Raw genomic sequence first — 14,593 nt, forward strand, 5'->3', positions numbered from 1 at the left:
ATTAGGCTCTCAAAAGAGAGTAATAGATCAAACCTAGGGTTCTGCGTCAAGCTTTTATTTACAAAAGCAAATCAAGTGGCTATTTAATGAGCGAGTTTAATTCAAATTAGGGGTGCGGAACAACAGGGATAACATTCTGGAAGCTAAAAATAACGCGCAAGAGCAAGTTTACCCTGAGTGGGCAAAGCATTACTTAGATCAGAGTATTACTAACTGTATTAGCCAATTTAGTAACATACTAAATGAAAGCCTTGGTAATTTAAGTAAGCTCAACCGCTTTGCATATCACCCTAATTTAATGGGACTGTTTAAAGCGCAGTTAAACTATGTATTTACTCACTGTGCAGCTGAACAAGAAATATTAAATGATGAGCAGATAGTGTATGTACATTGCCAAGATATGCGAGTGTTTGATGCTGAGGCAATGGCTAATCCGTATATTCAAGGCATGCCGTCACTTACTGCTTTAAATGGGCTTGCTCATAACTTTGAGCGTAAGCTAAAAAACTTTATAGACCCTTCAATTAAGTGTATTGGCAGTGCTATTTACATTGAAAACTATCAATTACATACAGGTAAACCATTACCTGAACCAAGTAAGTTAAAACAAGTTGCTGGCCGTAGTCATGTAATAAGATCAGGAATTATCGATAAACCTAAATGCGATATAACACTCGATTTAATATTTAGACTTTTTGTACCAAATATTGAGGTTCTTAATAAATTAAACAGTCAACTTATAAAGCCCGCGCTACCATCTACATTTGCAGGTGGGACTATGCATCCACCTTCGTTATATCAAAATATTGACTGGTGCCATGTACATACTACACCGAGTGAGCTGTTTAAAAATATAAAGGCAAAATCGTTAAATGGCAGTTGGTTGTACCCTTCAAAAAGAGTAATCAAAAGTTTTGAACAATTGATTGATGCCCTTAACGGTAACTTTAATTTAAGACCCGCTGCAATTGGCTTTGCTACGCTTGAAGAACCCGTAAAACGAGATGCAGCCTTATATGAACACCATTGTTATGCCGAGCCCGTAATTGGGTTGTTAGAGTGTGTTAGCAATACATCAGTTAAGTTCGCAGGGGCTAAGCAGTTCTTTCATGACGCATTTTGGGTTATGGATGTTCAAAAAGAGTCTATGCTTATGAAAAAGTCTAAGTTTGAGTATGAATAATGCAATTACCTCGGCACTTAAGTTACACGCGCTCACTCTCACCCAGTAAAGCGGTTTTTTTTTATAAAACACCTGAGTCTGATTTTGAACCGCTACAAATAGAGCAAAATAAATTAGTTGGGCAAAAATCAGGGTTTGGCGATGCGTATCAAAAGCAAAATGTGGCTAAAAATTTAGCGCCACAAGATCTCGCTTTTGGTAACCCTCAAACAATTGATGTGTGCTATGTGCCTCCAACGGTAAATGAGCTATTTTGTCGTTTTTCACTCAGGGTTGAAGCCAATAGTAATGAGCCACATGCTTGTGATGATCCTAAAGTTATTTATTGGTTAAAACGTTTTTTTGAAACCTATAAAAAGCACAATGGCCTTAATGAAGTTGCTACACGTTACGCTAAAAATATACTGATGGGCAATTGGCTTTGGCGCAACCGCCAATCACCAAATGTTGATATTGAAATCCTTACAGAACATTTAGACCCAATAATTGTTGAAGGTGCACAAAAATTAAAGTGGGAGGGCAATTGGCAAAATAATCAAACAGCACTAATAACATTATCAGAAGCTATTCAAGAAGGGCTTAGTAACCCTCAAAGCTACTGTTATTTAGATATAACAGCAAAAATTAAAAATGCATTTAGCCAGGAGGTTCACCCAAGTCAAAAGTTTGTAGATACTGTTGAACAGGGCATGTCATCTAAACAACTTACATACACTCAAGTAGGCGATAAAAAAGCAGCAAGTTTAAACTCACAAAAAGTAGGGGCTGCTATTCAAACTATTGATGATTGGTATGAGGGAGGCTACAAACCTTTGCGCACCCATGAGTATGGTGCAGATAAGCAAATATTAGTTGCACACAGAACACCTAAGACCCATTCAGACTTTTATTCATTACTCCCGCGTATTGCTTTGCATATTAAGCACATGGAAAAGCATGGTTTAGAGCAAAGTGAACAATCAAACGCAGTTCACTTTATTGCGGCAGTGCTGATCAAAGGCGGCTTGTTCCAAAGGAGTAAAGGTTGAAGCGCTATTATTTTACCATTACTTATTTACCTAAAAAATGTGATGTAAGCCTTCTTGCTGGGCGTTGCATTGGTATTTTGCATGGGTTTATGAGTTCACGCGAGATAAGTAATATTGGTGTGTGCTTTCCTAAATGGAATGAGCAAACTATAGGTAATGAATTAGCGTTTGTATCGACAGATAAAAAGCAATTAACCAACCTATCTCAGCAAAGCTATTTTGAGATGATGGCTCATGATAAGTTATTTGGCTTATCAAAAATACTCGAAGTACCAGTAAATCAAAGCGAAGTCATGTTTGTTCGCAACCAATCAGTAGCCAAAGCATTTGTTGGTGAAAAGCAAAGACGATTGAAACGCGCTAAAAAGCGAGCTGAAGCTAGAGGCGAGGTTTACAACCCTGAATATAAATTTGAGGAAAAAGCCATAGGCCACTTTCATTCAATACCCGTATCAAGCAAAGGCAATGGTCAAAGTTATGTTTTGCATGTACAAAAAGTCGAAAAACCTAAACCCATAAATAATCACTTTAACAATTATGGCTTTGCTACAAATCAAACATTTCTAGGTACGGTTCCTTCTTTGAATCCCATTTTTCAGTAGTCATAAAATACTCTTCTTATTTTCAATGGGTTATCAGGTTAATTAAAAATAAGGGTAAATAATTTAAATTCGTTTAACAGTTTGGTATTTATAGAAATTTAAACTATTTTTAACAGTGAACTGCCGAGTAGGCAGCTGGAAATTCAAGCGCATTGGCAATAGTTGTTATGTGGATGTGAACTGCCGAGTAGGCAGCTGAAATTAGGCCAGGAATTGAACAACCACAAATTGTGACTCTTAACTGCCGAAAAGGCAGAGGCTAAATAAAAAGACCCCAGCAAACGCTGGGGTCTTTTTATTTAACTTTAATTAAGGTATAAGCTATTTTTTGTTATCACAGATAATTTTATCCTTATCATCTAAGCCATAAAATTTTTCGTTACCGCTCAGTTTTTCAAAATGCTTAGAAAAACCCTGTTCTAAATTAGAGTTTATAGCTTCATCAAAATTATCCATAAATACAGATTGTTCAGCTGCGCTGAGATCATCTACGGACAGCCGACCATCTAATGCAGCTTTTACATTTTCGCAATCGAAATTCGCCGATTTATCTATGGTGTTGCTGGCTTTTATTGTTTTAGCCATATTAAACTCTAAAGTATAAGTAGGTGTCATATTCTAATAATATTATTAAGTTGCTTATAAATACAACTATTCTTCTTCAAATCCATCGAAGTATGGAGCCATGTTTAGTCCTCCGACTCCATATAAAGAGAGCCTGTTTTTTAACCTTAATCGGAAATGTTTGTCTGCTGTTGGAATTCTCGCGCAATCGACGTAGAGGTTTTTTAAAAAGTACCCGGCTGAAGAAGCTCTAACCCTCTTTTTTAATACCCCGTCGATCATATTGAACTCATTGATTACACCGCGAGTGTCTTCCAAGCTAGGGTGGGGAATTATTTCAAGATCAATTTGTCTGTTCCATTGAATATCTTCTGTTTTAAGCTCAAGCTTATTAGGTGTCTCTTTTTCAATTATCTTTGCGCCGAGAAACCGAGATATAACAAAGTCCCCAAACCTATTTTTACATCTATCAAATGCTCGCACGTGCCATCTTGATCCATTATACATATATGAATGCGGGACTAAGTTCTTGGTACTAGAGCCGCTAGAATTGGAAAAGTATTCGGCCTCTAAAGCTCTTTGCGAAAGAATTGCTTTTGTTATTTCAGTAACAATCCTAAGATCCGGCTCGTCAATGATATCAAGTGTTTCATTTGAAACATATGAATGAGAGAAGCTTTGGATTTCTTTACCAGTTAGTTGAGCTAAGACTTCAGAGGATTTAAAGTTAAACAGTGGCTGCCAACTATCGCTAAGTACATAACTTTTAGAGCTTGATGTTTCCGAGATATTATTAGGCATTAGCTTCTTATACTCCGCTATATCTCTACTTGCAGCAGCTGTTCCTACTCCAAATTTCTTAACAAGATCCGCTCGAGAAAAACTACCTAAAAATCTTAAACAAAATTCTATATAAGTTAATCTTGAAACTTGTGCGGCTGGTAAGTGCTTGAGGCTAATCATACTAAAATGACTCCAACATTTGTGTTCCCCTACAAATATCACAGAGTAATCAATGGTACAACATTGAGATTCAATATGAACCTTTAAAGAACAAAAAGAAAACCACAAAAATACATTGACCGAATCATAATGATACTGTAGTTTATAAATCATACTGTTCGTGGTTGTGTTTTGACCGCACCTTAATTACAGAATTCTAACGATTTGTTTGAGTCATAGCTGGATTGACTCATCAGGTCAGTAGTGAGTACTGAGGTTAGTAGTATTGATGATACGAGAGAGCACTATCGCTTTAGAGCTATTTATTTAAATCAGGAATATATGAAAAGATGTGGAAAAATATATTAGTCGCAGCATTGAGTGCATTATTTACGTTTGCAGGTAGTTACTACTTTTATTCTGAGAGCTTAGCAATATCAAAGTTAGATTTACACAAAGATTATGACGATAACTACTTCTCAAAACCTAAATTCCCTTCCGATGATATAATTCTCACTGTGAATAAGATAGAAAAAGAAAAGATTGGTTTATTGCAAATCTCACTACTTAACTATACGGCTAAAGATTACTTGGATATTCCCATAAATTTTAAATTAACACCTAAAGAACTATCTAATTTTAAGGTGTTAGCTTATTCAGTGGTAGGGCATGGTGATGTAAATGACCTCGTTAAAGAGCCAAAAAAAATGGAATTTGATGGTAACTCGTTTAATTTCTCCTTCAAAGTTTCAGCCATCAATCGGACTGAAAAATCAGACTACGGTATTCAACTTAGAATTTTATTTGAAGGTACAGAGGAACCAAACATTAGAGCTTTTGCTAAAGGAGTTGGAATAAGAGATTTCGATATAAATAATAGCCCATATCAAGAGACTATAAGTAAGAAGTCATTATTGATATTCATAGGTGCTTTAGTTTGTTTCTGTTTAGTAATGTTTATTATGATGATTTTTATTTTAAATCCCGTGATGTCTATTATGACTCGAAAGTCGGACATAAAAAGTCGTCAAAAATATGCAGAATCTCTCTTTTTAGCGATCAAAAAAGAAAATTTACTACCTGGTAAAACTGATCCTCAAATTGCAGAGTTTATTGCTGATATGCTCCACAGAAGACAATGTGAATGGTGGGATAAAAGATCCCCTATTGCTAAGTGGAGTTTAGGATTAATGGCTCCTGAGCGAAAAGAACATTTATTTTAATTTATAACCTGTTGTTATTTATGTTTTTGGTTGGTGGTCGAGATGTAATTCTATAATTGGAAGTAAATTAAACCAGCTTAATTTACCTTAAATACGATTGAGAATAAAAAAGAAGAGAGTTGCAAGATGCTTAAAATAATTAAAGTAACAACATTATCTGTACTTATTGCAGTCACGGGGTGTGTATCAATTCCATCAGAAGCTCCAGAATTATCAGTTGAGTTAGGTAAGCGAATTGCTGCAATTGAAGAATCAAATATCACACTTTTAAATCGATTCTTTGATCAGAAGCGAAAAGAAGTGGATAAGTTTATAGAGGAAGAATGGGTTCCTGAATTTGCAAATCACTTCTTTTCCAATAAAACAATTTCTGATGCTTGGGAAACGATTGTTAGTGAAGATGATAAAAAGCAAAGATTACTGTTTTTAGTAAAAACTGGCCCAAGACTTATAAAGAAAATCAATGAAAAAAGACTAGAGCTAATTCAGCCCCTTGATGCCCTTGAAAGACGTATCGAGCTAAAAATTAGAGAGGAATATACGCAGGCTAGAGCGATCAATAATAGTATTACTAGTTTTTTATTATCCGCATCTAAGGTCGCAGATAATAGGAATCGATACTTAGAAATGGTTAATACAACCGATGCTAGCATAGGAAGGTTGATTGACGAAACAGATGATGCGGTTTCTGTTCTTATTGAAAAGAAAGATATTTTGGAAGATAAATCAGAACGTTCACAAAAATTTTTAGGTAAAGTCCGAGAAATACGAGATTCTATTTAATTAAGGGGAGAGATTAAAATGACGATAAATTGGGATGAATTTGATAGTGAGATCGATTTAATAATCGAAAATTCTGCTGAGGCTACAGATGAAAAATTAGCATCAAGTATTTCTTCAATTACTCGAATGACTGATGAAGAAGTTAAGGAGTTATTTCCTAGCCCAGCAGATGTAAAAAAACTTACCGAATTAATGAAAATAGTTAAATCTTCGCAAAATAGAAACGAGAAGATTAATAATATCGTTGCTAAATCTGAAGAGTTGGGCGGTGTGATTTTATCCCTTTTACAAAAATTTGCTTAAGTGAATCAAAAATAGAAGGTTAAGTTTAGCCTATAAACACTCTTAGACAGCAGCAGTCTTGTTCTAATTACAGTTTAAAACAAGTTGTACCAAGTTTTATTTAGAAATTAATAGGAATTGAGATAATGTCAAAACCAATGATAAGTACTACTGACGAATTAGAACAAGCTAAAAGCTTATTAAGTAAAACAGTGCCTATGTACCGTAGGGCCTATAGTGATAGAACAGCATGGTTAATGGCATGTTTTGCTGAGCTGGCCTATGTTAGATTTAACCCTCCAGTTATTAATGATGTTCTCAGACTTAAACTAGAAAAGATTTTTTCTTCAAGTAAAAATAGCGACACTCTTCTAAAAGGTGCAATCCAATTAGCTGTTGATAAGTTTACTTATGATCACAATGAAGAAAAAATCTTACTCGAAAATCAGCTAAAACTTATAGATGCTGAGCTTGTATCAACTTTTAATGCTCAAGGAAGCCAAGCAGTTCTAATTAAAACTAATGAATTTGTTGTGCTATCTTTTCGTGGTACTGAGCCAACTGAATTAAAAGATATAAAATCGGATGCAAATGCTGTTTTGACGAGGTGTGTGACTGAAGGAAGGGTGCATTCTGGCTTCCATGATGCTTACAACCTCATTGAGATGGATATTAATAAATCACTTGAGCAATTCAAAGAGTTACCTCTTTTTATTACAGGTCATTCACTTGGTGGGGCGCTTGCAACAATAGCTGCAAAGAGGATTAACCACAAAGGAGGTAATGCAGCGTGTTATACATTTGGCTCTCCTAGAGTATCAGATGATCATTGGCTTATGACAATGAAAACACCTATCTATAGAATTGTAAATTCGTCAGATGGTGTAACTATGGTCCCGCCCGCAGATGTTTTTATCACAACTACCTCTTGGTTTTTAGGGTTTATTCCCGCCATAGGAGATAAGCTAAAGTCTGGTCTTCGCGAAAAGTTTGGTCAATATATTCATGGTGGCGATATGCGCTTTCTAACCAATGTTAAGCCTGGAGAGTATTATAAAGCTCGCTTGTTAACTCACGTAGATATTTGGTATCGGCTGAAAGGTTGGATGAGAAAACAGTTTACTTGGAAGAAATTTGGTACTGATCACAGCATGAGAGTATACCGCTCAAAGCTTGCATTTGTTGCTCTAAATAGAAATTAATTTCGAAGCGTAATTATATTTTGGCTTCAATTAAAGGGTCTAAAACGACCCTTTAATTAATAACGTACGATCTCATTAAACATGAATTTACTCCTACTTTTGTTTAAAAATATCTACGCTTGATGTCTGACTCTCTAGTGAAATTTATTACAGCTCAAAATGACACATCGCAAGCCAGTATGCTTTACTTTATTAATCTCGATGCTTGAGCTTAATTCGGTAACTTTATGTCATATATTACTTCAATTTTATGCCAAGTTATACTTCACTTACGGTGCTGTAGCTCAGTAAAAGCGTATGCTTTTATGCCAACTTATACTTCAAACAACATTTGGGTGTTGTGAATTTCCCTTTTAAATAATCTAAAAATCACCAATACTACTTTTTCATCATACTTTTGGTGTGAATCGAACATTGATAAAATTTACACTATTTCAAGTAGTTGAAGTGCAAAAACTCGTGTTATTTGCTGATTTTTACAAGCTATTTATCAGTAATTTAAAATTTTTATTGATTCAACCCTGACACCGGTGTCATAATGTGAATGTTTTATCATTTTGTTGTCAAAACGTATTGGCTGCCCATTTAGTTGGGCAGTATTTTTATACTAGAGTAACTACTTTGAGGTGAGAGCTCAAAGTTTATCTCATAGCGATAGCAAGACCATTGAAATTACAATAATAAGCACGGTTATAGCTAAGTATATAAACCGCTTAGACAAAAGAGAAAACACGATGAACTCCAAGCCAAATTCAGAATTCGATCCTATCTTAGTGGCCGACATCGGCGGCACGAATGCCCGTTTTGCTTTAATTACTGCTTTTAATCAAGAAAAAAAACAATTTGTTATTGAGCATAATATCACTTTTCCCAGTGCTAATTTCGGTTCATTGGAAGCGGCAATAACGCATTATTTATCTCAAGTTAGTCATATTCAACCTCGTCGTGCGTGTTTAGCCGTGGCTGGGCCGATAAAAGCCGGCCAAGTACATTTAACTAATTTAGGATGGCACTTTAGTGTGGCGCAAGTAAAAGCTGAGTTTAACTTAACTCAACTTGAAGTGATCAATGATTTTGCTGCGTTTGCTTATGCTGCACCTTATTTAGATCCACAACAAAACATTGCAGTTAAAGCAGGACAAGCCGATACTGATGCAAATATTGCTGTTATGGGCCCTGGTACTGGTTTTGGTGCTGCGTGTTTAGTGCGCACTAGTCAATCAAGTGCTGTTCTGAGTTGTGAAGGTGGGCATATAACGTTGGCATCAGTAAGCGAACTAGATACTCAGCTGATCATTGAATTACGTAAGCTATTGCCACATGTATCGGTTGAAACGGTATTTTCAGGGCCGGGTATTGCTTATTTGTATCAAGCAATGGCAGCTGCAAAAGGTATCGATGCTAAAAATCTAACAGCTGCACAAATTAGCGAATTAGCAAATAGCGGTGAATGTGCTATTTGCGATGCTACATTAAATCAGTTTTGTGATTGGATTGGTAGTGTTGCAGGCGACTTAGCACTGGCATTTGGTGCGTTAGGTGGTGTGTATATTGGTGGCGGTATTTTACCACGTATGCAAGCGCGTTTACTTGCAAGTCGTTTTGTTGAACGTTTTGGTGCGAAAGGGATCATGTCGCAATATGTTAGCCAAATACCAGTGACATTAGTCACACAAGATAATATTCCACTTATTGGTGCTGCAGCATGCTTGCACGTCAATGAGCAGTCATAATACATCGCTCATAGAGGTGTTATTGGGAAGGTTGGATGAAGAAAGTTACCATAAATAGTGTTGCAAGTTATGCTGGGGTTTCTAAAAAAACCGTATCGCGGGTTTTAAATAATGAACCTAATGTTAGTGATGCAACCCGTGAAAAAGTGCTAAAGGTTTTTAAAGAGCTAGATTACACCCCTAACCCGATCGCCCGAGGTTTGGCGCAAAATCGTAGTTTTATTATTGGTTGTATTTACGATAACCCGAGTAAAAGTTATATCACCCGGGTGCAAACCGGTGCACTTGCTGCGTGCCAAGGAAACAACTATAACTTGTTGATTCATCCATGTGATTTACGTGGTGATGCGTTGATCAGTAATATTGAGCATTTACTACACTCTTCTCGTCTTGATGGCTTGGTATTGACGCCGCCGTTTTCAGATTTTAAGGTATTAGTTGATTTTCTAAAAAGAAAAAAAATACCGTATGCACGCGTTGCATCAGCAGTGCTTGAAGACGATTCAATTTCAGTACGCAGTAATGATGAGCAGGGGGCATTTGAGATCACTGAGCACTTAATTAAGCTTGGTCATAAAGCGATTGCGTTTATTAAGGGTCACCCAGATCACAGTGCTACTGAGCAACGTTTTAAAGGCTACCGCAGAGCACTTAGCACGCACGGCATCGAATTTAATGAACGTTTAGTTGAAGAGGGTAACTTTAGTTATCACTCAGGGGTTGATAGTGCGCGTAGCATTTTAGACTTAACCCCACGTCCAACCGCCGTATTTGCATCAAATGATTACATGGCTGCGGCGGTATTAAAATTGGCAACACAACGTCAATTAAAAGTACCTAATGATATTTCTATCGCGGGTTTTGATAATGCACCAATTGCGCGTCATATTTGGCCTGGTCTTACTACCATAGCGCAACCGGTGGAAGAAATGACAAAACAAGCGGTTACTAAATTGATTGAGCATATTGGTGATCCGCAAGAGCAACCGTATCAGGTTACCCTTGAAGCGCGATTAATTACACGCGAGTCTACTGCACAAGTTAAATAAAGGCTTTTCACAGTTGCCCGAGTTTGAGTGACGCTTACTCGGGCATTTTTTGCTTAACAACACAGTCTGCATGTTGTTGCTATATGGGTTTTATTAACCGCTCAGAGGGATGTACGATTTAGATTATTAAAACATATTGTAATCAATATATTAAAGCAATAACCCCTCATATTCTCCGGCACTCCAGCAACACAATTTTGCGACCAAGCCAGATCCCCTAATGAAAAATCATTTCCGTTCATTATTTGGTCATTTAAAATATTTAAACTAAATTTATTGGATAGGGTTGACACCGGTGTCACAGTCATGCGTTAATACAGTGACACCGGTGTCAGGTTGGTTGTGAGAGACAACCTGACACCGTATACCTTTGAACGGGTAAATCAAAGATGCTCAGTGCAAGTACATTCGTGGAGTATGCATTTGCCACTGAGCCTTTATCCTCTAACCTTAGAGATGAGTCGAATTTTATGTTGCATCCTCGTATTCAAGAAGTCACCGAACGCGTCATCGAACGCAGTAAAGCTACTCGCCAAGCCTATTTAGAACGTATCAATCATGCAAAAAAACAAACAAGAGTTCGTTCTGGTTTAGGTTGTGGCAATATCGCCCATGTTATGGCTGCGTGTAGTAGCGATGATAAAGCACGTTTAAAAGCAGATGAGCAGCCAAACTTAGCGATTATTAATTCATATAACGATATGTTATCTGCGCACGTTCCTTATAAAGATTATCCAGATTTAATTAAAGACATTGCTGCAAAGTACGATGCCACAGCTCAAGTTGCAGGCGGCGTGCCAGCCATGTGTGATGGCGTAACTCAGGGCCGTGATGGCATGGAGTTATCGCTTTTTTCTCGTGATGTAATTGCGATGTCTACAGCAATTTCATTATCACACGATGTGTTTGATGGCGTATTTTGCTTAGGCGTGTGTGACAAAATTGTTCCGGGTTTATTGATTGGTGCTTTATCATTTGGCCATCTACCGGTGTATTTTTTGCCAGCAGGCCCGATGCAGTCAGGCATTCCAAATAAAGAAAAAGCCCGTATTCGCCAAAAGTTTGCTCAAGGCTTAGTAAGCCGTGATGAGCTTTTAGAAGCGGAGAGTGCGTCTTATCATAGCGCGGGTACTTGTACGTTTTACGGTACGGCAAACAGTAACCAAATGCTGATGGAAATTATGGGCTTGCACCTTCCTGGTAGCTCGTTCATCAACCCATATACAGAATTGCGTGATGGTCTAACCGGTAATGCGGTAGAAACCATGCTTAAACAATTGATTCAAAGTAAAGACGCGAATTGTTTGGCGGATGTTGTAACTGAGAAAACCATTATTAATGGTTTGGTTGGTTTGTTAGCAACCGGTGGCTCTACGAATCATGCAATCCACTTAGTGGCAATTGCCAAAGCGGCAGGCGTTGAGCTGACATGGAAAGATATGTCGGATTTATCAGAAGTGGTGCCGCTGCTAACACGTATTTATCCAAATGGTTCTGCTGATGTAAATCATTTCCAAGCCGCAGGCGGCATGGGTTTTCTTATGAGAGAGCTGGTTGGTGCAGGATTCTTGCACAATGACGTTAAAACTATTGTTGGCGAAGGTCTCGAAGCGTATACCCAAGAACCACGTTTAGATACTGATAGTAACCTGATCATGACGAGCGCAACCGGCCCAAGTAAAATTAAATGGGTGTCGTGTCCAGATAATTCATTAGATGAAGATGTACTGCGCCCAATTGATAATCCATTCAGTAAACAAGGAGGCTTACAGTTACTAACTGGTAACTTAGGTAAAGCCGTGATCAAAGTGTCTGCGGTTGCGGTTGAGCATCAAGTTGTTACGGCACCTGCAAAAGTATTTGCTTCACAAAGTGCATTACAAGAAGCCTATACACGCGGTGAGTTGAACCAAGACTTTATTGCGGTTCTTAAAGAGCAGGGCCCGAAAGCGAAAGGCATGCCAGAGCTACACAAGTTAACCCCTGTAATGGCAACGCTACAAGATGAAGGCTACAAAGTAGCGATTGTGACTGACGGTCGTATGTCAGGTGCGTCAGGTAAAGTGCCTGCGGCAATTCACTTAGCGCCAGAGGCGGTTGAAGGTGGCATCATCGCGAAAATACACGAAGGTGATTTAATCACGCTTGATGCACCAGCAGGTATTTTAAAAGTACACGTAAGTGATGAGGAATTAGCACAACGTGAATTACAACTGAGTGCACCTAGCTTAACGTTTGGTACGGGGCGCGAGTTGTTCACAGGATTTAGAAATATCGTAAGTAGTGCAGACATGGGCGCTAGCGCCTTTGGAATAGAATAATAATCCGCCAAACTGGGTATGAGGAACACACAATGAGCATAGAAAAAATATTATCATTGGCACCGGTAGTGCCAGTGGTCGTGATTGAACATTTAGAAGATGCAGCACCGCTTGCAAGAGCACTTTATAACGGTGGCTTAAAAGCGTTAGAAATTACATTGCGTACACCAATAGCTGCTGAAGCTGTAAAGCTAATGAAAGCCGAAGTACCAGAAGCCTATGTTGGCACCGGTACTGTGGTAGACAAAGCAAGCTTTGATACATCCGTTGCCGCAGGTGCTGATTTTATGGTGAGCCCAGGGATCAATGATGAACTTTTAGCACTTGCAAAAGAATCAGATATTCCATTTTTACCAGGTGCCGCAACACCAAGTGAAGTGATGAAGTTGGCAAACCATGGTTTTAAGTTTTTAAAGTTCTTCCCAGCTGAAGCTGCCGGAGGCACTGCAATGCTTAAATCTATCGGTGGTCCACTACCTCAAGTAACTTTTTGCCCAACCGGTGGTATTAGTTTAGCTACTGCACCAAATTACCTTGCACTGAGCAATGTAATTTGTGTTGGTGGTACGTGGATGCTAGATAAAAAATTAATTGAAAATAAAGACTGGCAAGCCATTGAAGCGCTTGCTCGCCAAGCAAGTGAAGTTAAATAATTTAAGGGGAATTTTAAAATGATTAATGTAGCAATTAATGGCTATGGCCGTATCGGTCGCAATGTTTTACGCGCGCTTTATGAGTCTGTACAAAATAACGAAATTAAAATTGTCGCTATTAACGATTTAGCACCCGCTAATGTTAATGCACATTTAACACAATATGATTCAGTGCATGGTCAATTTTCTCAGAAAGTAACGCTTGTTGATAACACTATGTTGATTGGTGATGACGTTATTACCCTAACTCAGGAACGCGATCCTGCTAATCTACCTTGGAAAGCTTTAAACGTTGATATCGTTTTAGAATGTACGGGTTTTTTCACTAAGCGTGAAGATGCAGCAAAGCATATTACAGCGGGCGCGAAAAAAGTAATCGTTTCAGCCCCAGGTACTGATTTAGATGCAACCGTTGTTCACGGTGTAAACAGTGAAGTGATTAACGCAGATAGCAACATTATTTCCAATGCTTCATGTACAACTAACTGTTTAGCACCAATTGCCAAAGCAATTAACGATACAGTAGGTATTGAGCAAGGTAGCATGACGACAATCCACGCTTACACGAATGACCAAAACTTGTCAGATGTTTATCACCCTGATTTATACCGCGCGCGTAGTGCAACGCAGTCAATGATCCCAACTAAAACCGGTGCAGCTAAAGCAGTTGGTTTAGTGTTACCTGAGCTTGCCGGTAAGCTAGATGGCATGGCGGTACGTGTACCAACAATTAATGTGTCGTTAGTCGATTTAACGTTTATTGCTAAGCGTGACACAAGCATTGAAGAAATTAACCAAGTAGTTAAAGATGCTGCGTTTGGCTCTATGAAAGGTATTTTAGAGTACAATGAGCTGCCGCTTGTTTCTATCGACTTTAACCATAACCCAGCATCATCTATTTTTGATGCAACGCAAACGCGTGCTGATGGTAAATTGGTTAAAGTAATGGCGTGGTACGACAACGAATGGGGTTTCTCAAACCGCATGTTAGATCAAGTAAAAGCATTAGCTCAGTACTTGTAAGAAGT

14 protein-coding genes are annotated in these 14,593 nt (G+C 38.1%); 12 read left to right on the forward strand and 2 right to left on the reverse strand.

All coding sequences use genetic code 11. From position 1 onward, the window contains the following. Positions 1 to 112 precede the first annotated feature (112 nt). Genes HHO47_RS13255 through cas6f form a run of 3 tightly spaced genes read left to right on the forward strand, consistent with a single transcriptional unit; the run spans position 113 to position 2,813 of the window. Positions 113 to 1,183 carry a type I-F CRISPR-associated protein Csy2 gene (locus HHO47_RS13255; RefSeq protein ID WP_348981662.1) on the forward strand — a complete coding sequence of 357 codons (1,071 nt, stop codon included), beginning with the start codon at positions 113 to 115 and terminating at the stop codon, positions 1,181 to 1,183. Next, positions 1,183 to 2,211 carry a type I-F CRISPR-associated protein Csy3 gene (gene csy3, locus HHO47_RS13260; protein ID WP_169020721.1) on the forward strand — a complete coding sequence of 343 codons (1,029 nt, stop codon included), beginning with the start codon at positions 1,183 to 1,185 and terminating at the stop codon, positions 2,209 to 2,211. The genes HHO47_RS13255 and csy3 overlap by 1 nt, the downstream gene beginning before the upstream one ends. Further along, complete coding sequence (gene cas6f, locus HHO47_RS13265) at positions 2,208 to 2,813, forward strand: type I-F CRISPR-associated endoribonuclease Cas6/Csy4 (protein ID WP_169020722.1); 606 nt, start codon at positions 2,208 to 2,210, stop codon at positions 2,811 to 2,813. The genes csy3 and cas6f overlap by 4 nt, the downstream gene beginning before the upstream one ends. Before the next feature lie 321 nt (positions 2,814 to 3,134). On the opposite strand, the gene HHO47_RS13270 is transcribed toward cas6f, so the two are convergent. Both HHO47_RS13270 and HHO47_RS13275 read right to left on the reverse strand, forming a co-directional pair. Further along, the gene (locus HHO47_RS13270) at positions 3,135 to 3,398 is read right to left on the reverse strand and encodes a hypothetical protein (RefSeq protein WP_169020723.1); all 264 of its coding nucleotides are present in this window, start codon (positions 3,396 to 3,398) and stop codon (positions 3,135 to 3,137) included. Between the two features lie 66 nt (positions 3,399 to 3,464). Next, the gene (locus HHO47_RS13275) at positions 3,465 to 4,340 is read right to left on the reverse strand and encodes a WYL domain-containing protein (protein ID WP_169020724.1); all 876 of its coding nucleotides are present in this window, start codon (positions 4,338 to 4,340) and stop codon (positions 3,465 to 3,467) included. A 329-nt stretch (positions 4,341 to 4,669) separates the two neighbouring features. Here HHO47_RS13275 and HHO47_RS13280 point away from each other — a divergent pair, with 329 nt between their 5' ends. From HHO47_RS13280 to gap, 9 genes are all read left to right on the forward strand, one after another. Continuing rightward, a complete protein-coding gene (locus tag HHO47_RS13280; protein WP_169020725.1) occupies positions 4,670 to 5,542 on the forward strand; it encodes a hypothetical protein in 873 nt (290 codons plus the stop codon). A gap of 126 nt (positions 5,543 to 5,668) precedes the next feature. Next, a complete protein-coding gene (locus HHO47_RS13285; protein ID WP_169020726.1) occupies positions 5,669 to 6,325 on the forward strand; it encodes a hypothetical protein in 657 nt (218 codons plus the stop codon). Between the two features lie 18 nt (positions 6,326 to 6,343). After that, complete coding sequence (locus HHO47_RS13290) at positions 6,344 to 6,628, forward strand: hypothetical protein (protein ID WP_169020727.1); 285 nt, start codon at positions 6,344 to 6,346, stop codon at positions 6,626 to 6,628. A gap of 125 nt (positions 6,629 to 6,753) precedes the next feature. Continuing rightward, complete coding sequence (locus HHO47_RS13295; protein WP_169020728.1) at positions 6,754 to 7,809, forward strand: lipase family protein; 1,056 nt, start codon at positions 6,754 to 6,756, stop codon at positions 7,807 to 7,809. A 734-nt stretch (positions 7,810 to 8,543) separates the two neighbouring features. After that, the gene (glk, locus tag HHO47_RS13300; RefSeq protein WP_169020729.1) at positions 8,544 to 9,542 is read left to right on the forward strand and encodes a glucokinase; all 999 of its coding nucleotides are present in this window, start codon (positions 8,544 to 8,546) and stop codon (positions 9,540 to 9,542) included. Between the two features lie 35 nt (positions 9,543 to 9,577). Beyond that, entirely contained in the window at positions 9,578 to 10,591 is a 1,014-nt protein-coding gene (locus tag HHO47_RS13305; RefSeq protein ID WP_169020730.1) for a LacI family DNA-binding transcriptional regulator, read from the forward strand. A 470-nt stretch (positions 10,592 to 11,061) separates the two neighbouring features. Further along, complete coding sequence (edd, locus tag HHO47_RS13310; RefSeq protein ID WP_169020731.1) at positions 11,062 to 12,912, forward strand: phosphogluconate dehydratase; 1,851 nt, start codon at positions 11,062 to 11,064, stop codon at positions 12,910 to 12,912. Positions 12,913 to 12,944: 32 nt separating this feature from the next. Next, positions 12,945 to 13,565 (forward strand): bifunctional 4-hydroxy-2-oxoglutarate aldolase/2-dehydro-3-deoxy-phosphogluconate aldolase, encoded by a 621-nt coding sequence (locus HHO47_RS13315; protein ID WP_169020732.1) that lies wholly within the window; start codon positions 12,945 to 12,947, stop codon positions 13,563 to 13,565. 18 nt (positions 13,566 to 13,583) lie between these two features. Further along, positions 13,584 to 14,588 (forward strand): type I glyceraldehyde-3-phosphate dehydrogenase, encoded by a 1,005-nt coding sequence (gene gap, locus HHO47_RS13320; RefSeq protein ID WP_169020733.1) that lies wholly within the window; start codon positions 13,584 to 13,586, stop codon positions 14,586 to 14,588. The last annotated feature ends 5 nt before the right edge of the window (positions 14,589 to 14,593 follow it).

This window comes from Pseudoalteromonas arctica, assembly GCF_012927645.1.
In the GTDB taxonomy this organism is placed as follows: Bacteria; Pseudomonadota; Gammaproteobacteria; order Enterobacterales; family Alteromonadaceae; genus Pseudoalteromonas; species Pseudoalteromonas arctica_A.